The 19,905-nt window shown below is 61.2% G+C and carries 10 protein-coding genes and 3 pseudogenes; 2 read left to right on the plus strand and 11 right to left on the minus strand.

The window, feature by feature from the left end:
* Positions 1-353: 353 nt before the first annotated feature.
* The 9 genes and pseudogenes from F0169_RS23020 to F0169_RS23060 all read right to left on the minus strand — a co-directional run bounded on the left by F0169_RS23020 (position 354) and on the right by F0169_RS23060 (position 14,238).
* Positions 354-2,863: pseudogene (locus F0169_RS23020) on the minus strand (fimbria/pilus outer membrane usher protein).
* A gap of 99 nt (positions 2,864-2,962) precedes the next feature.
* Positions 2,963-3,703, minus strand: coding sequence for a fimbrial biogenesis chaperone (locus F0169_RS23025; RefSeq protein WP_122250345.1), 741 nt, complete (start codon positions 3,701-3,703; stop codon positions 2,963-2,965).
* A gap of 76 nt (positions 3,704-3,779) precedes the next feature.
* Entirely contained in the window at positions 3,780-4,391 is a 612-nt protein-coding gene (locus tag F0169_RS23030; RefSeq protein ID WP_058412835.1) for a fimbrial protein, read from the minus strand.
* Between the two features lie 194 nt (positions 4,392-4,585).
* Positions 4,586-5,233: a response regulator gene (locus tag F0169_RS23035; RefSeq protein WP_122250344.1), complete on the minus strand. Its 648-nt coding sequence runs from the start codon at positions 5,231-5,233 to the stop codon at positions 4,586-4,588.
* Positions 5,234-5,264: 31 nt separating this feature from the next.
* Positions 5,265-8,425, minus strand: a pseudogene (locus tag F0169_RS23040) (hybrid sensor histidine kinase/response regulator).
* 82 nt (positions 8,426-8,507) lie between these two features.
* Positions 8,508-9,701, minus strand: coding sequence for a response regulator cyclic di-GMP phosphodiesterase PvrR (gene pvrR / locus F0169_RS23045; RefSeq protein ID WP_058412832.1), 1,194 nt, complete (start codon positions 9,699-9,701; stop codon positions 8,508-8,510).
* Positions 9,688-12,486 (minus strand): ATP-binding protein, encoded by a 2,799-nt coding sequence (locus tag F0169_RS23050; protein WP_152747706.1) that lies wholly within the window; start codon positions 12,484-12,486, stop codon positions 9,688-9,690. The genes pvrR and F0169_RS23050 overlap by 14 nt, the downstream gene beginning before the upstream one ends.
* Positions 12,487-12,544: 58 nt before the next feature.
* Positions 12,545-13,525 carry a fimbrial protein gene (locus F0169_RS23055; RefSeq protein WP_058412830.1) on the minus strand — a complete coding sequence of 327 codons (981 nt, stop codon included), beginning with the start codon at positions 13,523-13,525 and terminating at the stop codon, positions 12,545-12,547.
* 23 nt (positions 13,526-13,548) lie between these two features.
* Positions 13,549-14,238 (minus strand): fimbrial biogenesis chaperone, encoded by a 690-nt coding sequence (locus F0169_RS23060; RefSeq protein ID WP_058412829.1) that lies wholly within the window; start codon positions 14,236-14,238, stop codon positions 13,549-13,551.
* A 199-nt stretch (positions 14,239-14,437) separates the two neighbouring features.
* Between F0169_RS23060 and F0169_RS23065 the strand changes: the two genes are divergently transcribed.
* Positions 14,438-14,959: an ANTAR domain-containing protein gene (locus F0169_RS23065; protein WP_152747707.1), complete on the plus strand. Its 522-nt coding sequence runs from the start codon at positions 14,438-14,440 to the stop codon at positions 14,957-14,959.
* Here F0169_RS23065 and F0169_RS23070 read toward each other — a convergent pair whose 3' ends face one another.
* Positions 14,960-17,272, minus strand: coding sequence for an FdhF/YdeP family oxidoreductase (locus F0169_RS23070; RefSeq protein WP_152747708.1), 2,313 nt, complete (start codon positions 17,270-17,272; stop codon positions 14,960-14,962). It lies immediately after the preceding gene.
* A gap of 237 nt (positions 17,273-17,509) precedes the next feature.
* On the opposite strand from F0169_RS23070, the gene F0169_RS23075 reads away from it, so the two are divergent.
* Positions 17,510-18,640 carry a catalase family protein gene (locus F0169_RS23075; RefSeq protein ID WP_152747709.1) on the plus strand — a complete coding sequence of 377 codons (1,131 nt, stop codon included), beginning with the start codon at positions 17,510-17,512 and terminating at the stop codon, positions 18,638-18,640.
* Here the strand turns inward: F0169_RS23075 and F0169_RS23080 are convergent.
* Positions 18,626-19,830 (minus strand): annotated as a pseudogene (locus F0169_RS23080) (DUF1835 domain-containing protein). The gene F0169_RS23075 and the pseudogene F0169_RS23080 sit on opposite strands and share 15 nt — an antisense overlap.
* Positions 19,831-19,905: the final 75 nt, after the last annotated feature.

Here is a 19,905-nt window from a genome sequence, read left to right on the forward strand (position 1 = left end):
GGGCTGGATGGGGTGTTGTATCTGCTGGGCTTGCGTGACCGCGAGGGTCAGTCGTAACCCGTTCTAACTAAAGAAATGCAATAAACAATGTGAGTGGGGGGCGGCCATCGTGGTTTAACGGGGCGCTTCTCAGATCAAAAGCAAGAGCACGGCGGCCTGAAAGCCGACCTGAGTGGTTGAAGCAGATCAAAGGCGAGTTTTGCATACACGGCAGATCTGCTTTTTTTGCTTTCTGTGGGAGGGGGCTTGCTCCCGATAGCAGTTTCACAGTTGATACATGAGTTGACTGACACACCGCTATCGGGAGCAAGCCCCCTCCCACAGTTTGACCGAGTTCGGCTTGGGAGATTGGGTCAAGGCTCACACACCAGCACCTGCTTTTCATAATTCAACGCCTTATTTTGCGGCCCCAGCGCATACGATGCGTTGCAACGGTGCTCGCCCCACTTGATCACCAAACGCCCCTGATCCTGCTCCACCAACGCCAGCGCATTCCCGTTGGGATCAGCAATCGCCAACTGCTTGCCTGCTTCGTCCTCCAGCGATGCCCCGAACGACAGCGGCTTGCGCTGCGCATCCAACAACTCAAACAGCACCCGCCGCCCGCTGGTGCCGCTGTAATGCGCCACCACCACGGCTCCGCGGCGCGGCACCAGTTGCTGCGTGGCGTTGGTGATTTCTACATCGCCGCCCAAGTCGCGGGTGTCCAGGCTGATCCAGTTCACCCGATACGGCTGCGCATTCGGAATCACCGCATAGCCGTTATAGCCGGTCTCGACCCCGCTGTAGCTGCTGATTTTCGCCCCGGAAACACCCGGCACCTCGGCCAGTGCGAAGGTCTCACTGACGGTCTGCCCCAGGTTGATGCCGCCCGCGTGCGCCACCACCGAACCGGCGAGGTTGAGGTTCTGCGAGTTGTAGCCCTGGCCCTGGCTGTAGCCGAGGCTGACGTCTGCCACCGACGTGCGGCTGTTGAGGTTCACCGAGCCGGAATCGCCGCTGCTGTCGCTGTGCCCGGCTTGCACCGAATAAAAGGTGTCGCTGGTGTCGGCGACGTAGCCGTTGAGGCCCGCTTGGGTGGTGGTGTCGCCGCGTTGGCGGCTGCTGCTGACAAATGCGCGTGGCGCGCGGGCCTGGCTGCCGAGCGGGAAGGAAATCGACAGGTTCAACTGCGTGTCGCTGCTCGGCTGGCCTTGGCTGACGATTTGCTGGGTGCGCGTTACGCCGAGGTTGTAGCTAAGGTCGCCCCAGTTGCTGGTGTAGCCGGCGGAAAAACTCTGCGAGCCGCCGCGGTTCCAGTAGCGCTGGTCGCTGGCGTTCACGTACAGGCTGCCCAATTCACGGTTGCGCCCGATGCTCTGGTTGATGGTCAGGTCGGTGCGGGTTTTCGAATGGCCGGTGCGCACGCGCAGGCCTTCGCTGCTGTCTTCAACGTGGTCGGTGAGGGTGCGGTAGCCCTCGGTGGAATAGCGGTAGGCGGCCAGGGTGAAGTTGGTGTCGGTGCCCGCGAAGGTTTTCGCATACAGCGCGCGCACGCTGCTGCCTTGGGTGGTTTGCCCTTGCGCCTTGCTGGTTGAGTGGGTTGTGTCCAGCGAGAACGCGCCGAGCGCGGTGTTTTTGCCGGCGCCGATCGACAGCGCGGTGTAGTCCTCGCTGGTTTGCAGGCCGACAATCGCGCTGAGGTTGCTGGTCAAACCGTACGCCAGCGTACCGCTGAGAAAACGCGGGCTGGCGAGGCCGTCGGCATTACTTTTGAACGTGCCCGCCGAAACGCTGTACTTGACCTGGCCTTCACGCACCATGATCGGCAGGCTGGAAAACGCCTGCTGGGTGACGCGGCGGCTGCCGTCGGCTTCGATCACGGTAATTTGCAGGTCGCCGTTGGAGCCGCTGGGGTAGATGTCGTTGATCTCGAACGGCCCCGGCGCGACGCTTGCGGTGTAGAGGATATAGTCGTTCTGGCGGATCTCTACCGTGGCGTTGGTTTGCGCCACCCCCCGGATCACCGGCGCATAACCGCGCTCGCTGTCGGCACGCATGCCGTCGTCGGAGGCGAGTTTCAGGCCGCGATAACGCACGCTGTCGAACAGGTCGGTGTCCGAGAAAATCTCACCGGCGCTGAACTGCCCTTTGATCGCAGTCACGTCATGCTGCGCATAGGTGCGGTTGCTGGTGTAGGTGTTCGGGCGCCGGTGCCGCCACTCAGGTTCGATTCGTTGCGCAAGCGCCAGGCGCCGAGGTTGATGCCGTTGCGCAGGCCCAAATTGTTGGCGATGCGCGTGTCATAGTCGCCGGCGCTGCGGCTGCTGCTGAGCTGGTAGTTGATGAACGCGGCGCTCACACCGGCGTCCCACAGTTGCGGGTCGACATACCCGCGCAGGCCGCGCTGCATGGCCACTTGTGGAATGCTCGCCATCAGGCGCAGGCGGCTGCTGTCGTAACGCACGCCGGCGTCCTCAATCAGTTGCGCCAGGTCGTAGCATTCTTCTGGGTGCTGCGGGTCGACTTTGCCCTGGGCCTGTAACCGGCCCATGTCGATGCCCAACTGCTTGAGCAGGTCGAGGCTCAGGCAGGCTTCGACCCGAGCGTTGTGCGGGTTGCGCTTGAAGTTGATGTCGCGTCGGCCGACCAGCACTTCGTTGCTGTACAAATCGACGCGGTAATTACCCGGCAACACGCTGTTGGCCGAGAGCAATTGCTGCAAGTCGACGGGTGACTGCGAGCCTTGCAGGAAGGTGGTGTTGAAGGTTTCCGCTGCCTCATCGGCGGTTGCCCAAACAGGCAGGCTGGCGGCCATCGCGAACGACAGTGCCTTCAACTTCAGTGCGCCACGCGCGGGCCTGTTGCTGGAAAGAAAAGACATGCGAAGACCTGTGACATCCCGGATTGGCCAACAGCCGCGCGCGCCAATACGCACGCGCGGTGAGCCTGTGGGTTAGCGAAAGTGCTTGGGGTTAAGCGCTTAGGGTTTGCGGCGTGACTCAGTTGCGTGCACAGCTACCGCAGCGGCGCTGGGCAGGGCCGCGCTGTAGTGGTTCTGTGCGCCATAGTCGTTGATGCTGGAAAACGACAGCTGCACCGGGCCACTCGCTAGCGCTGCGCTGAGCGGGAAGCGTTTTTCCTCGCCGGGCGCAATCATCGTGGAGTCGCTGGCCAGTTGCGCCTGCACCTTAATGTCGGCCATAGACACGTGGTACAGCGTCGGGTTTTTCACCTGCAAGACGCTCTGCGCACCGTGTTTGACCAGCGACCACTCAAGTTGCCCGGGCGCTTGTTGCGCGCTGCCGGCCAAACCGGCAGGGCGGAAAAAAATCTTGATGCGTTGGCGGATAGCCAACTGCAACGTGTTCTCGACCTCACTGGCCTTGGGTATTTCCTGCACATTCAGCCACACCACCGATTCACGGTCGGTGGGCATGCCCTTGCCTTCATAGAGGATGCGCAACAGTTGCTGTTCCTTGGCGAACACGCGTGCCAATGGCGGGGTGACGGCAAACGGTGCACGGCTACCGTCGGCATCATTCATGTCGACCCAGGACTGAATCAATACATCCTGGTTGCCGTTGCGCACGGTGATATTGGCTTCCTTGTGGTCGCCCTCGAACACGATACGGGTGGCATTCAGTGAAATGCTGGCGGCGGCCTGGGTAGCCATTAGCATGCCCAGCAGCCCCAGACATGCGGCGATAGAACGAGGCAGCATGAGGGTTATCCAGTGTCGTCAAAAAAGAATGGCGAGGCCGTATGGCCTCGCGCGTTCGGTGCACGGGGCGCCGGGGTTACTCGTACTGCAGGATGAACGGCAGGGTGGCATCACCGCGACCGGCGGTGGCTGTGCCGGCGGCGCCGGTGGTCACATAGGCCGCCGCAAAGCTCAGGGTGGCATCGCCGCCCTCGCTGCCCTGGCCACGCATGGCGCTCTCGATGCGTGCGGTGGTCGGCGAGCTGAGGTTGATCAGTGCGCCTTTGTCGTCGAGCAGGGCGATACCGACGTTTTGCGCGGTGGCCGAACCCGGGGTCAGTGCCAGCACGTTTTTGCCGGTGACCAGGCCCGAACCGCCGTTGTTGGCGTCAAAAATCATCGCGACTTTGGTGCCCTGGTTGCAGTTGACGTTCAGGTTGAAGTCTTTGGCGGTCACACGGCCGGCGGTTGGGTTTTCGGCCGTGCCCATGTCCTTGATCGACACGTTGCCCATATCCACCGAAATGGTGCGGTCGGCGTTGGCGCCGTCTACCGAGCAAGCGTCGTTGTTAATCACGCCGGTGAAAGTAATTTTGCCGCTGCCGCCCAAAGTCGGGGTGGGTGCTGGTGCTGCTTCGCCCTCGGCAAATGCACTGCCGGAAGCGGCGATAATGGCCGAGGCGATAACAGCCAGGGAAAACTTCTTCATGTTGAGGTCCGTAAGTGTTAGTTGAAAAATACTGCTGTTGAACTGCGAGGAAAGAGTAAGGCGCACGGCGCTACGAGCAAATAAGACGATTCTTATAAGCGTTGGAACAGGCGGGTTAGTTGCACGGTAGGGCAGGCAAAAGCCCAGCAAATAAAGGGCGAAGCCATCGGCCAGGAATGGCTTTCAAGGAGGGCTTAGTTGAAAATGTTACGCGCCAGGCAATAGGCGAGAAGGTCCTGGTCGCTGCTCACTTCAAGTTTGCGCATGGCCGATATTTTTTGTGCGCTGATGGTCTTTGAACTGCGGCTTTGACGGCGTGCAATATCGCTGACGCTCATGCCCGAGATAAATAAACGGAGTATTTCGAACTCTTTGGGTGACAACGTAGTAACGCGTTCGTCGAGCGCGGTAAGCGTCTCGATCACCGAGGTTTTCGGCGGTTCCAGGCTGCGATAAGCGCTGTGCTGGGCAATCGCCTTGAGCGCGAGTTGAATCTCGGTGTGCAACTGGCTTTTCTGGATGATGCCGACCACGCCCAATTCTTGCAGACGCGTGAGGATCAGATGATTGGAAATCATCGTAAGAATCAGTATCTGCACCTGCGGAAAATGCCGTTTCAGGTACTCCACCAGCTTCAGGCCGTCACCGTAGGGCGAGTCGCCGGGCATGTTGTAATCGGTGATCACAATGTCGGCGCCCTGATGCTCCAGCAGCTCGATCAGGCCCGCCGAACACACGGCTTCGCCGACCACTTGAAAGCGCGTGTCGCGCTCCACCAGTTCGCGTACGCCGAGCAGTACGATCGGGTGATCGTCCGCGATAACCACGTTGAATTTTTTCATAAGGGCCGTCCGTAATGCCAGTTCAAGTAAGTCAAGTGCGCGGGTGCTTGAGCGTCTCCAGGACGGCCGACAAGCGCTGCATTACAGCCTTCACCTTGAGCTCAAGCGGGGTGTCGAGGCTGCCACGGTTAAGGGCGTTTTCAAGTTCGATGCAGGCGTGGGCCAAATTCAGCGCCTGCACGGCGCCTAGCGCCCCGGCGACCGAATGCAGCAATTGGCCAAGGCCGTGTGCGTCGCGTTGGGCCAATGCCGCGCCGATGCGCTGCATGTCTTGCTGCACGCTGCTGATGAACAGCGGGCGCATTTTTTCCGAGAGTTGCACGCCGTCGTCAAACGACTCGGCGGGTGGCTCCTGCGGCTTGACTTTGCACAGTTTGATTAACTGCGCGCGCAAGGTTTGCAGGCTCAAGGGTTTGACGATCCAGGCGTTCATGCCCACCGCCAGGCAGCGCACGCCTTCCTCGCGCATGGCGTTGGCGGTGACGCCGATAATCGGCAACAGCCGGTCATGTGCCCTGAGGGCCTTGGCCAGTTCATAGCCATTCATCAGCGGCATGTTCACGTCCGTCAACACCAGGTCGAAGGCGTCGGGTTGCCACAGTTGCAGCGCCTGCTCGCCATTGGCGGCCAGGGTGACCGCGCAGCCGAGCGCTTCGAGTTGTTCCTTGATGATCGCCTGATTGATCGGGTTGTCTTCAGCCACCAGAATGCGCAGGCCCAACTGCCCGGCGCTTTGTGGCTGGGCCGCGGGTGGCCGCTCATGTTTGCCATGCTGGGCCAGTGCAACGGTGGCGGCGATGGCACGCACGTCGTGCATATCCACCACCAACCTTGCGCCGAGTGCAACGGCGGGCTGTGCGCGCCAGGCACGCACAGCACGCGTTGACCGGGCCAAGGCTGGGCGGGCTCACTGGGCAGCATGTCGACCAATACGGCATCGCGGCTGGCCTGTTGTGGCATGGGGGCGGCCAGCGCCGCCGTTATGCCCAGGCGATTCAGCCAGTCACACAGTGACTCGGCCAATTCACGTACCGGCGCCTGCACATACACCGGTGTCGGGCTGGGTTCAATAACCGGCGGGTTGCTCAGTGCGCCGCAGCACAGTGGAAGGCGCATTTTCAAGGTGAAGCTGCTGCCCAGGCCCGGTTCGCTGACCACCTTGATTTCGCCGTCCATCATCTGCGCCAGCCAGCGGCAAATCGGCAGCCCCAGCCCCGCGCCGCCTTCAATCGCCGTGTCTGGCGCCTGGTAAAACAGGTCGAACAGCTTGGCCTGCTGCGCCTCGGGAATGCCCACGCCAGAGTCGGTGACCTGCCATTCGAAGTCGACGTTATCGGCATCGCGCGCCGTAACCCTGGCGCGAATCACCACGCGCCCAATGTCGGTGAACTTGATCGCATTGCTCACCAGGTTATTGAGGATCTGGCGAATACGCATCTGATCGCCCATCACGCAGTCCGGCAACTGCGCGTCGATGCAGCTGTAAAGCTGCAAACCCTTGCGCTGGGCGGAAGCCGCGTAGGTGTGCAGGGTGTCTTCGAGCATGTCCAGCGGGCAGAAGTCGACGGCTTCAATCGCCATTTGACCGGACTCTATTTTCGACACGTCGAGCACATCGCTGATCAACTGGAACAGCGTGGCGGATGAGCGCTGAATGGTCTGCAAATAGGTTTTCTGGTGCGCATTCAAGTCGGTCAGGCCGAGCAACTCCAGGGTGCCGAGTACGCCATACAGCGGGGTGCGGATCTCATGGCTCATGGTCGCCAGGAACAGCGTCTTGGCCTTGTTGGCGGCGTCGGCGGCGCGGCGCGCGTCTTCCAGCGCGCAGGCGTCGTCGATGTGCCGGGTGATGTCGTTGAACGCGTATAAACGTACGTCCTCGGCCTGATAGCGGGTCGATACAAAGCCCACTTGCAGGTGCCGACCTTCGACTTCCAAATGGGTTTCGCCGCTCTCGGCACTGTCGTGCACCGCGGCGAGGGCGCTGACCAGCCGCGCCGTGCCAGGCCACTGCTGCGCGCGCTGGTTTTCGATCAACACCTTGCCATCGCTGCGGCGTACCACACACAAACCGGTGGGCGCGGTGTCGATGATCACGCGGCTGAACGCCACGCTTTCGGCAATCCGTTCGTGGGCCAGGCGCGCCGGGGTAATCACCTGGCGCCGATACCAGCGGCTACCGGCCCAGCCCAGGCTAATCAGGCTGACAAAAAACAGCGCCAAGCTGCTGAGCGGCCACAACGCCGAGTGAAAGAAGTGTGAGTAATTCAGCGCATAGATCGCGCTCCAGGGCTGGTCACCGGCTTGGGTGATTTTGAATTCAAAGCCGCTGGCATTCACATGCACGCCATCGCTGAGCTGTGCGCTGACCGCCGGCCCGATCATTCGGTTACCGTCGGGCGCAATCAGGGTAAAACGGTCAAACGCGGAGTGCTCCAGCGCGCGCTGTACGTCGTCCACTTGGGCCACATCAAGCAAGGTGCCCACCACGGCCTGGCCCTCACCGGCGAGTGGCAGGCCGATATACGCCAACAGGTGGTCGGGCGCGGGGCCAGCTTGCCAATACACGCGATTTTGTTCCAGCGGCTGCGGCGTCTGCTCAAGGGTCTGCTGCACGGCATTGACCAGCGCCATCAGGTTGCCGGTGTCTTCGGTGATTTCCCGGCGTTGGTAGCCCACCGACGGAATGGTGAGGGTGTAGGGCGTGTGGCGGTTGATTAAAAACGTTTGCGGCGCTTCATACGGCGACGAAGACCAGAACGCGCTGTAGTAGCTGGTCAGGTGGGCGCCCAGCGCAAAGATCGGCGGCCGGTCAGCGGCGGCGATTTGCTGCTCATCGAATTTGACGTTGAACGGCACCGAAAACGAGTATTTCTGGCCTTCGTACAAGGTGCGATGGTTGTCGATCATGCGGCTTTTAAGGCTGACCTGCACGTGCGTCGCGCGCGTCAGTTCGGCCTGGATGCCAGGGTGCGTCAGGCTTTTGAGATACGACTCCTGCTCCGCCAGGTTTTCCATCAGGCGCGCAAAATGAAAGCGCGTGGCGCCGTAACGGGTTTCGACGCTGCGTTGCAGTGACCAGTAATTGGTGAGCACCAGCAACAACGCGATGCCGATCAGCACCATCAGGCCTTTGTTGAGGCGCAATGAGCTGCGGGTGAAGGCTTCGAGGACCGCGTTGTTGTGCTTCATCAGGGGCTTCCGCAGGCGCAGGATAAATCGGCACTGGATGCAGCTTACTCCTTATTAAAGGACAAATAATCCAGGCCGGCTGCTAGTGAGATGTCGCAGGGCCATCATTGTTCAACAGCTGTTGAAATTGATCCGAAGACACCGCGTGGGAAATCAGAAAACCTTGCACCTGGTTGCAGTCGATCTTGCGCAGCAGGGCCAGTTGCTGCGGTGTCTCGACACCTTCGGCGACCACGGTGAGGCCGAGCTTGCGGCCCAGTGCGATGATGCTCGCCAACGCCTGGGCGATGCCTTCGTTGTCGTGGCTGCCCTGGACCAACGCCTGGTCGATCTTGAGTTCGGTAAACGGCGTCGACACAAGGTTCAGGTATGAGCTGTAGCCCTTGCCGAAATCATCCTGCGACAGGCCGAAACCCTTGATGCGCAGGCGGCAGGCACCGGCGTAAAAGTTGCTGATGTCTTGCGGCACCGAGCATTCCATTAACTCAAAGCAGATCAGCCCCGGAATGCCGTCGTGGTGCAGCACGAATTCGAGCAAACGGTCGGCCAAATCGTGGCTGTTAAGCAGGTGCGTGGGCAGGTTGATCGAGACCGGTATTTCATAGCCGCGCTGGCGCCAGCGCTCCTGCGCATGGATCGCCTGTTTGAGTACCAGCCATAACAAGCGCTCCTCCAGTTCGAACGCCTTGATCGCCGGCAGGAACGCACCGGGCAGCATCACCCCTTGCTCGGGGTGCATCCAGCGCACCAGTGCTTCGGCGGCGACGATACGCCCATTGTCGAGGGATTTTTTTGGCTGGAACCAGGCCTGGAATTGGCCGCTGCTCATGGCCTGCACCAATGTGTGGCGGTCGATGTCGAGGTGTTCGGGCAATGCGGGGGAGGGGTTGCGCACTTTGTGCCGGAGCTGGTCCACCAGGCTGCGCAAGGCGTCGGCGGCGACCGGTTTGGAGATCAGCCCGATCACCTCCACATCCAGGTTTTTCGCTACCAGGCTGGCCGCCATCAGCATGCGCCGCGACGCCGCGCTCATGATCGCCAGCGCCGGTTTGCAGCGCAGGCTGGCCAGGCACTGGATAAACTGCACGCCGTCCATGCCCGGCATCAACAGGTCGGTCAGCACCAAGTCGAAATCGCGCTGGCGCAGTCGCTCCAGCGCTTGTTTGCCGTCCTCGGCGGTTTCGAGCCTGAAATCCCCCAACTCACTGAGCAGGTGCTGCAGGTAGATGTGCTGCAGGGGATGGTCCTCAACAATCAAAATACTAAGGGGCTTCATGGGTGATCCGTGCATAAGGCGCCAGGGAGTTGAATAGAGCCCGCAACGCAAAGGGTTTGACCAGGCAATGGTTCATGCCCGCGGCCAGGCACAGGTCGGCCTCGCCGCGCATGGCGTTGGCGGTGGCCCCGATAATCGGCAGCGGGCAGCCTTGGCGGCGCAGTTCGCGCGCCAGTTCATAACCGTTGATGTGGGGCATGTTCACGTCCGTCAGGACCACGTCGAAATGGCCGGCGTTATACAACTGCAACGCTTCCTGACCATCGGCCGCCACCTCCACGGTGCAGCCGAGTTCTTCGAGTTGGTCGCGCAATATCAACTGATTGATGATGTTGTCTTCGGCCACCAGCAAGTGCAGGTTCAGTGTGTTCAGATCACGCTGGCGCGTTTGCTCATCGGCGCGGGCCACCCACAGCCCCTGCGCCTGGCTGACCGCCTGATGAATCGCACCGAGATGGTTGAGGTTGACGTGCCACGCAGCGTCTTGCACCTCGATGCCGTTGCAGGCCTGGCTGCTGATGTGAATCACCGGGCCTGGCCATTCGGGCACCAGCAATGGGTCGACGCTGCCGGGGTGCACTTGCAGCAGCAGATGGCTGTCCGGCAATGTCGGCAGCCCGGTCTGCGCCCTGGCGCCCCAGCGGCGCAACCAGCCGCTGATCGAATGCGCCAATTCCGGGATCGGTGACACCACATAAATGGTCTCGGCCAACAAGGCAGTCAGCGGCGGCGTGGGCGCTTCTTCCAGCGGCAAAATCAGGCTGAAACTACTGCCCAGGCCGAGTTCGCTGACCATACGAATATTGCCATTCATCAACTCTGTGAGGCGCTGGCAGATCGGCAGGCCAAGGCCAGTACCGGCGACCACATTGGTGTTGCCTTCGCTCTGGTAAAACGGCTCGAAAATCATCGGCTGGTCTTCCTGCGCGATGCCTTTGCCGGTGTCCGAGACTTGCCATAGCAGGCTGGAGCGCTCACCGTCGCGGCCGAGTACTTTGACCCGCAGCACCACGCGCCCGTAGTCGGTGAACTTGACCGCGTTGTTGAGCAGGTTATTCAGAATCTGGCGGATGCGCGTCACGTCGCCAATCAACCGTTCCGGCAGCTTGGGGTCGAAGCAGGCATACAGTTGCAAGCCCTTGCCCTGCGCGGCGGCGGCATAGCCCTGGACGATTTCGTGAACCAGGTCCAGCGGTGAGAACTCGCTCAATTCCAGCGCCAGTTGCCCGGCTTCGATTTTCGACACATCCAACACGTCGCAGATCAGTTGCAGCAAGGTCGATGACGAGCCTTCGATGGCGTGCAGGTAGTCTTTTTGCTGCGTGTCCAGTTGCGTGCGCGCGAGCAACTCCAGGGTGCCGAGCACGCCGTACAGTGGCGTGCGAATTTCATGGCTCATGGTCGCGAGGAACAAGGTTTTGGCGGCGTTGGCCGCGTCCGCCGAGTGCCGCGCTTCCTCCAGCGCCGCTTCTACCTGTTTGCGCGCGCTGATGTCGCTGAACGCGCAAAACAGCACGTCCTCGCCTTTGTAGCGGGTCGGTGCGCTGCTCAAGTAGAGGTGGCGGCCGTCAATCGTTTCAAAGTAGTCGCTGCGTTCATGCGGCTCACCGGCGAAGGCTTGCTCTATCCAGCCCGCGCGCAACGCCTCGCGCTCCGGGCCGTTGCCCAGCCACTGCTGGGCCAGGGTGTTCTCCAGCACCACTTGGCCGTCGGTGCGGCGCAGTACACACAGGGCGACTGGCGCGGTTTGGATCACGTCGCGGCCGAACGCTTCGCTTTCGATCAACGCCTGGATGCGATGGATCGAGGGCACGATAAAACGTTGGTCGACGCGGCGCATCACCAGCCAGATCAGCGCGAGGCTGAACAAGCAGAACAACAGCGAGCCGAGCAGTTGCTTCCACAACCCGTTGACCACCGCGCGCAGGTCGATGGAATACATCAGTTGCCAGTCCGAGGATTTAAGGTGCTTGCGAATCACTAAGTGGTCGGGCAGCAAGCCGTTACCGACAAAGCCGAAAAAGTTCTCTTCCCTGGGCTTGAGGCGTTGCTGCTTCAACTGTGCGTCGTCGCTGTTGGTGAACACCAGCGCGCCCTGCGAGTTAAGCATCATGAACTCGCCGGCGCTGTGGTCGCCGAGGGTTTGTGACACCTCGCGGCTTTGCATTTCCAGGCCCAGCCAGCCGGAGTCGTGGTCGCGCTCATCAAGACGGATGAAAATGTACAGGTGCGAGTGTTGCTCGGTCGTGTCGCTCAGCCACACCTCGTTCAGCGTGTTCGGGTCGCTGTGTTGCAAGGCCTTGAGACGGTTGAGCATGCACTTGGAAATCGGCAGCACTTGCGCCGTCGCGTTGTACAGGCGCTTCACCTGTGGCGTGGGGTCGGCGTTCACATAAAGCAGGTTGAGCTGCTTGTTCTTGAGGTAGTCGCGCATGCGCGTGGTCAGCCAGATGCTCCACTGGCTGCCGGGCGTATCGCCCAACTGCACGTGCAGTTCTTCGGGGGAGGGCGGGTAAATCGTGGATTGCTTGGGCACCGCGGAGAGGCTGAGGCTTTCGAGCAGCGCCTCGCGGTTGGTGAAAAACGTATGCGCTTCGGCGATCGCGCTGCTCATGTAGCCACGACGTTGGGAAATGTCGTTGTTGAAGGTCGACAGCAGGAAAGTGTAAACCCCACTGAGGATGCCGATGAGCAGCACGGTCGCAAAAATACGCAGCAGCCTTCTGGCGGCTTCGGGTCGGGAGAGGACAGGGTTGATCTGCAGCAGATAACTTTTCAATCGCATTGGCGCACTTTAAGTGTCGGCCAATGCGCGTGGCATAAGACGATCCTTAAAAGGCCGGCTATTTGTAATACATGTCCACCACCACGGCGGCGTCGAACGCGCCGGGTAGCGGCAAGGTGCGCCATTTTACGTCGGCGCGAAATTCATCCTGGCTTGTGCCGCGCCCCATCAACTCCTGCAACGTGAACCAGGTGTTGAAGGGCAGTTGCTGTTGGCTTTCGACGCGCGACAACGAGATGCCCACCGAGCTGTTGTTATCCGGCACCAACAAGCCATTGCTCACGCTGCCGCCGCCCGGCGTGGTGGCGAAGCGCGCGCTGACGGTGTAAGGCGTGTCGCAGCCTTTGTTCAGGCCCAAACTGAAGTTTGCGCTGCTGGCCACTTCACCGATCGAGGCTTTGCGCGACGGCGTGGGAAAGCTGACCGTGCTGGGGCTGATAGTCAGCTCGGGCGTGCACGGCACGAAGCGAATGCCGTTCATGCCGGTGACCACGTAGTTGAAGTTGCTGTTGGGCCGTGCGTTGAGCCCAAGCACGCCGTCGAGCTGGAACACGCGGTACGCGTTCAATGTACTGGCTTGGCCGCTGGGCGGGGTAGGGTCGTACTTCTCGATGAATACGCTGAAGTTAAGGGTGAAGCGTGCGTACTGCCAGCCCGTGCAGTTGGCGGTGCAGCCACGGTGCGAATAGAACCCGGTACTGACTTTACCGGTGCTTTGCGTAATCGGCTGGTTGTTGTAACGGATACCCACGCGAATGCCCTTGCCGATGCTGACGTTGGCCGGGTTGACGTAGAAATACACCAGCTCGTTGCCGTAGTTGTAGTCGTCCCGGCAGATCACATTGGTCGAACGTGGGCCGGATTCCCAGATGATGCTGCCGTTGGGCGCATCGGCGGCGACCGCCAATGCGGTGCCCAGCGCCTCTTGGGTGATGATCGAATCGGTGCCGTCTTCACGGCAGGCCAGCGCATGGCTGGTGGCCGGCAAGACGGCGCAGGCCCACAGCAGCATCGGCAAAAAACGTTGGGTGAGTGACATAGGTGCAAGTACCCCGCGATTGATTACTTGAGTACCGCGCTGCGGCGGGCCTGCAAGCCAATATCGTTGATTTCGGTGAAGTGAAGGGTGGTGCCGGTTGGCAACGGGCTCGGCGCGCTCAGGGTTTTGTGCTCGTAGGGTTTGAGCAGCAGGTAATCGCTGAGCGCCACGTTGTCGGTTTGCAGGTTCACCAGCGATACGTGGAACGCGCTGGGGTTGCTGACCGTGACACTGCGCCCGGCGTCGCTGCGCCACTGCAATTGCTGCACCGCCTCGGCCGAACCGCCCTTGAGCGCGGGCGGCCGATAGAACAGCTTGAGCCGTTGGCGTATCGCAAACTGCACGCTGTTGGGGTCTTCGGGCTTGAGCGGTATCTCCATGATGTTCAGCCAGAACAGCGATTCGCGATCGCTGGGCAAGCCTTCACCGGCATACAGGATGCGCAATGCGTGATGCTCCCCGGCGGCCAACTGCACCAGCGGCTCGGTGGCGGCAAACGGCACATTGCGGTCGGTGGCCGGGTCCTCGCCGGTGATCCAGGTTTGCACCACCACCTCGCGTGAGGCCTGGTTGACCACGTTGATGCTGGCTGCCTTGTCCTCGCCGAAATAGATCAGGCGCGTGCCTTCGATCTTCAGCGCCGCGCTGGCGGGCGGCGTAAGGGCCAACAGTGCGCTGGTGAGTAACAGCATTCTGAGTAGAAACAGGTGCACAGCAAAACTCCATGGGAGCGTGTGGGGACGCAGGCCATGGTAGGGCGCGGGATGCGCGAGGGCTTTCAGGCGATTCTTAAAAATCAGCCGGGGTGCCGGGGCAGCGTTTCAGAATTGCCTTAAAGGCAGGCTTCGGTGCTGACGGTAACGTGCTCGGCGTTGATTGATCGACGTGGCTGCCAACTGTCAGGTTTACCCTATGTCCAATAAAGCGTTACGCCTTCTGATTGCCGATGCAGACCTGCTGGCGCGGGTCAACATCGAAAAAATGCTCAACCAGCTGGGCTATTACCGGATCGCCCCGTTGAGTACGTTCGACCAATTGCAGGCGTTGACGAAGGCGGGAAGCGTGGCATTCGACCTGTTGATCATCAACACCGCGCTGGTGCCCTCGCGGCAGGTCAACCTGTTGAAGTTTTGCCATGACAACCCGTTGATTCGCCACACGCTGATCTATGACGGGCGCTGCGCGCAGCGTTCACGGGCGTCGGTGTTGGTCAGCCAAACCTTGCACCTGTCGTTGGCGCAATCGCCGGACCTCAACTCGCTGCGCCGTTGCATGGAAATCGTCGACCCGACGCACAGTGCACCGGTGGTCGAGCGGCCGACCTTGCGCGCTGTCGACACGCGTGTTCAGCCACGTTCGGCAACGCCGCGTGCGAACTACCACGGCGACCCGGCGGTGGTGGCCTGCGCGGTCGGTTTGTCGCCCAAACGCTGATCAAACCGGCAAGCTGAGGCGTACCGGCACCGACTTGGCCGCCGGCACCTTGCTGCGTTCGGCGTGGTGCCACAGCGGCACCAGCGGGTTGCATTCAGGGTAATACGCCGCCGCGCAGCCTTCGGGAATGTCGTAAGCGACAATTTCCAGTGGCCCGACCTGACGCTTCACCGCAGGCTCTATCGCGGTGGTCAGCATCACCCCTTGACCATTCGCAAAACCCAGCCGCGCGATGTCATTGCAGTGCATGAAGATCACTTCGCGGGTGCCGCTGATGCCGCGAAAACGGTCCTCGTAGCCATAAATCGTGGTGTTGAATTGGTCGTTGCTGCGCAGCGTCATCAGTTGCAGCACGTCGCGCGGCGCTGTTTTTGCATTCGCCTCGACATTCACGTCATCGTCTTCATTCAGCGTGCTTGGCAGCACAAACTGCGCCTTGCCGCTGTCGGTCAGCCATTCGCGCTGGGCCACGGCAATCGGGCGGTGGAAACCTCCGGGCTCGGCCATGCGCGTTTCCATGTCGTGGAAGATCTTCGGGTAAATCGTCGCGATGGCGCTGCGTACCCGCGAGTAGTCCTCGCTCCAGCCTTGCCAGTCAATCGTGCAGCCCGCGCCGAGCGTGGCTTGAGCCAAGCCGGCGACAATGCTGGTTTCTGCGCGCAAGTGCGGGCTGGCCGGTTCCGCACTGCCGTGCCAACCGTGGATGCAACCGGTGCTGTCTTCGGTGGCCCAGGTTTGTTCGACGCCGTTCTGACGGTCGATCTCGATGTGCCCAAGGCATGGCAACAGCCATTGGTTTTGGGTCGCCAGCAAGTGCGTGCGATTGAGCTTGGTCGCGATCTGCACGTTAAATTGCAGCGCCTGCCAGGCCGGTTCCATGCGCGAAGTGTCGGGAATCGCCCGCAGGAAGTTGCCGCCCAAGCCGATGAAACCTTGCACCCGCCCTGCCAAAATGCCTTCGCAGGCGTCTACCGTGCACAGCCCCGTTTGCTCCGGGACCTTGAAACCGAAGTGCTGCTCGATCAATTGCACCGGGACTTTTTTCGGGTCTTCGGTGATCCCGACGGTGCGCTGGCCCTGCACATTCGAATGGCCGCGCACCGGGCAGATGCCCGCGCCGGACTTGCCGAAATTGCCGCGCATCAACAACAGGTTCACCAGCATCTGCACGTTCTGCACGCCATGCCGATGTTGGGTCAGGCCCATGCCATAGACCATCATCACCCGGTGGCTGCGCGCATACACCTGCGCCGCCGCTTCGAGGGCACTGCGGCTGAGGCCGGATTGGCGCTCGATGCGCGGCCACGCGCAAGCACGCGCCAGCGCCGCGAACGGTTCAAAACCTTTGGTATGTTGCGCAATAAACGCATGATCAAGCACTGCGGCGCGCCCCTCGCGTTGCGCCTGGTCGTCCATCTCCAGCAACACCTTGGCCATGCCGAGCAGGGCGGCGCTGTCGCCGCCGATAGCGACCTGGTGATACTGGGTGCTGATCACGGTTGATTGCGGGGTGAGCATTTCGACCGGCGATTGCGGGTTGACGAAGCGCTCCAGCCCACGCTCGCGCAGCGGGTTGAAAGTGATGATCGGTACATCACGTTTACGCGCCTCTTGCAGCGGGTGCAGCATGCGCGGGGCGTTACTGCCGACGTTCTGGCCGAAGAAAAACAGGCAGTCGGTGTGTTCAAAATCCTCTAGCGTCACCGTGCCGACCGGTATCCCGATGCTTTCCTGCAACCCCACCGACGTGCTTTCGTGGCACATGTTCGAACTGTCGGGCAGGTTGTTGGTGCCGTAGGCGCGCGCGAACAGTTGGTACATGAACGAGGTTTCCAGCGACGCGCGCCCCGACGCGTAAAACACCACACTGTCGGGTGGCAGGCTGCGCAATTGCGCACCGATTTCGCGGTAAGCCTCTTCCCACGACGTCTCGCGGTAGCGGTCACTGGCCGCGTCGTACCGCAGCGGATGGGTCAGCCGCCCGTGCTGTTCCAGCGCATAGTCAGACCAGCCGCGCAGTTGCGTCAGCGTGTGCTCGGCGAAGAACGCCGGCGAGGTCTTCAGCGCGGTCAACTCCCACGCCGTGGCCTTGGCGCCGTTCTCGCAAAACTCCAGCGCGTGCGGCTTGCCAGGCTTGGCCCACGCGCAGCTGACACAGGCAAAACCGTCCGGTTTGTTCTGTTTGAACAGCGCTTTGGCCGCTTTGCCGAAGGCCTGTTCACGCCAAAGAATTCTCATCACTGATTGTGCGGAACCCCAGCCGCCAGCCGCGTGGGTGTAGGGCTGAAAGTGTTTTTTTGGATAGATGAGCATGGCTGCACCTGAAAGCGTTATCGGTGGGGGATAACGCTACGACGAGTGCGGTGGGCAAAAGGTTCGAGCCAGGTTCCGGGCGGCAGGCTGACCGCTCGTCCGGCGGGCCTGTGGATTTGTTGAACGTCCGTTTATTCGCCCCGGCCATATCCATCACGGCGGCTGAGTTTTCTTATCAATGCCTGCCAATAAAAAAATAGCCTGTCGTGAATAGCATGCCGAGCGGAGAGACACCTGATGAACGACCTACCTGCAGTTAGCCCAGCCATTCAGCCTTTGCCCTTTGAGCCTTCATTCGAACAGATCCCTGAGGATGAAGCGCAGACCAGCAAGGAGTTGGCCGAAACGCTTCGCGGCATCATGCAAACCACTTTTGAAGACAGTGGGCATGCCACACGCAGCGTGCACGCGAAAGCCCATGGTCTGTTGCGTGGGCACATCACGGTGCTCGACAACCTGCCCGCCGCCCTGGCGCAAGGCGCGTTCGCCAAACCAGTGAAGCTGCCGGTGTTTATGCGCTTTTCGACCAACCCTGGCGACGTGCTCGATGACAAGGTTTCCACGCCCCGTGGGCTGGCGGTGAAAATCGTCGGCGTAGACGGTCCACGGCTACCCGGCAGCGACGGTGAGGTGACTCAGGATTTCGTCATGCAAAACGCCAAGGCCTTTACCGCCGCGACGCCCAAGGCGTTTTTGAAAACCCTGAAGCTGTTGGCGAAGACCACCGACAAGGCTCCCGGCATGAAAAAAGCCCTGTCGGCGGTGCTGCGGGGTGTGGAAGCGACGATTGAATCGCTGGGCGGCGAAAGCGGCACCCTGAAGAGCCTCGGTGGCCACCCGCAAACGCATATCCTCGGCGAAAGTTTTTCCAGCGTGGTGCCGGTGCTCTACGGCCCGTACTACGCCAAAGTGGCGGTGGTGCCGGTGTCTTCGAACCTGACCGCGCTGACTGATTTGCACGTGGACTTCGGCGACAACCCGAACGGCCTGCGCGCCGCAGTCGAAGCCTACTTTGCGCAGAGCGGCGGCACCTGGGAGGTGCGCGTGCAGTTGGCCACCGACCTCGACAAAATGCCGATTGAGGATGCCTCGGTGCAATGGCCTGAAGACCTCAGCCCGTATGTCACCGTAGCGCGTATCGAGCTTGAGCCGCAGGCGGCCTGGAGCCCTGAAAACGTGCAGAAAATTGACGATGGCATGGCGTTCAGCCCGTGGCACGGGCTGGCCGCGCATCGCCCATTGGGGGGTGTGATGCGCGTGCGCAAGCCTTCCTACGAGATGTCGTCGGGGTTCCGCGCCGAGCACAACGGCTGCCCGATGCATGAACCGCGACTGGCGCAGGATGCCGGGCCGTCAATCACGCCATAACGGCAGGTTCTCGTCAGTCAGCGTCCAGTGCGGCTGGCGGGGTTTGAGGCAGACCCCGCGACCCAGCGCTCGTGGCTGGCGTGGTCGAGCCAATACGCATCTCCCTTGAGCACTGAGTGCCCCAAAGCGGTCAGTGCCAACCCGCGACGAGGCCAGGGTTGCGCGGTGTCGGCTTCGCTGAGCAACGGCTGCTCGCCATCGATCAACGGCCGCAGCAACGCGTGAAACATCATGTCCCCGAGGAACGGCAGCGGCTCCCGCTTGCCTATCAACTCCGCAAAGACCCTGCCGAACGGCACCGCGCCCACTTCGGCGATGTAGCTCAGGGCCAAGCGTTCGGTCAGCGACAATCCATCCTGGCTGCCCGGCAATTCCTGTAACTGTCGGCGTAAAGCCCGCGCCATCAACGGCAGCGCCGTGTGTGTGCCGTGGGCCAACTGCCAAAGCTTCACCGGCGAACTGTCGCAGTAGGCCGCCCACGCTTGTTTGGCCAGATTTACCGCTTGGTCATCGATAAAGCGTCGCTGCGGCCATAACCACGCCAGCACGTCGGGCGCCAATTGGCCGATGCCGACAAAACGTTCAACACCCGGAACATGATCGACCTCGATCAGCTCAAGCGTGTTCGGTGCATGTTCAAGACCTGCCAACGCGCGGATCAGAAATAACTGGTCATAAGCATCCGCTTCGCACCACAGCACGCTGTGAGCGGCGCTGGCGAGGGTTTGCAGCCGGTCGTATTCATCGTCAACGCGATGCGCTACCTCGCTGTGGTCGATGGCAAAGGCCTGGCTGATAAATGCGCTGCGCACTGCGCGGAATTCCTCGCGGGGCAGGGTGCGAACCGGGCCCATGCACAGTGGATCGCTGAGCATCTGAAACTGCCCCTTGAACCCCGCCAACTTAAGGCTGTGGGCAATGTCGTTGCCGCAGCGCCAGTGGCAGGTGCGCGCTTCGTCGCTGGCGGCGAAATCGGGGTGGCGGGCGGCGAAGTCGATGGCGTCGACGTGCGCTTTAAGCTTGGGCCAACTGCTGAAGCCGAGTTGTTTGGCGATCTGCCATTGGGCCTGCGACAAGGTGGCGGCGGGGTCCTGGCTTTTCAGGCGCGGCAAGAGTTCCTTGGCGCGTTTGCGCTGCTGCTCCAGGTTGAGGCGGCCATCGGTAGTGGAGGCTGAAGGATGTTGCGACATACGATCTCCTTGCACAGACCTTTTCCGCTTAAAGGTTGGGAGTCGTAGAAATGAGGTGAAGCGTGATTGTCTTGG

The organism is Pseudomonas kitaguniensis (assembly GCF_009296165.1).
Lineage (GTDB): Bacteria > Pseudomonadota > Gammaproteobacteria > Pseudomonadales > Pseudomonadaceae > Aquipseudomonas > Aquipseudomonas kitaguniensis.

What these genes read in the sequence shown, in the direction of transcription:
- F0169_RS23025 (WP_122250345.1), bottom strand. Translation starts at nt 3,703, where the DNA reads ATGCTGCCTCGTTCTATCGCCGCATGTCTGGGGCTGCTGGGCATGCTA.
- F0169_RS23030 (WP_058412835.1), bottom strand. Translation starts at nt 4,391, where the DNA reads ATGAAGAAGTTTTCCCTGGCTGTTATCGCCTCGGCCATTATCGCCGCT.
- F0169_RS23035 (WP_122250344.1), bottom strand. Translation starts at nt 5,233, where the DNA reads ATGAAAAAATTCAACGTGGTTATCGCGGACGATCACCCGATCGTACTG.
- pvrR (WP_058412832.1), bottom strand. Translation starts at nt 9,701, where the DNA reads ATGAAGCCCCTTAGTATTTTGATTGTTGAGGACCATCCCCTGCAGCAC.
- F0169_RS23050 (WP_152747706.1), bottom strand. Translation starts at nt 12,486, where the DNA reads ATGCGATTGAAAAGTTATCTGCTGCAGATCAACCCTGTCCTCTCCCGA.
- F0169_RS23055 (WP_058412830.1), bottom strand. Translation starts at nt 13,525, where the DNA reads ATGTCACTCACCCAACGTTTTTTGCCGATGCTGCTGTGGGCCTGCGCC.
- F0169_RS23065 (WP_152747707.1), top strand. Translation starts at nt 14,438, where the DNA reads ATGTCCAATAAAGCGTTACGCCTTCTGATTGCCGATGCAGACCTGCTG.
- F0169_RS23070 (WP_152747708.1), bottom strand. Translation starts at nt 17,272, where the DNA reads ATGCTCATCTATCCAAAAAAACACTTTCAGCCCTACACCCACGCGGCT.
- F0169_RS23075 (WP_152747709.1), top strand. Translation starts at nt 17,510, where the DNA reads ATGAACGACCTACCTGCAGTTAGCCCAGCCATTCAGCCTTTGCCCTTT.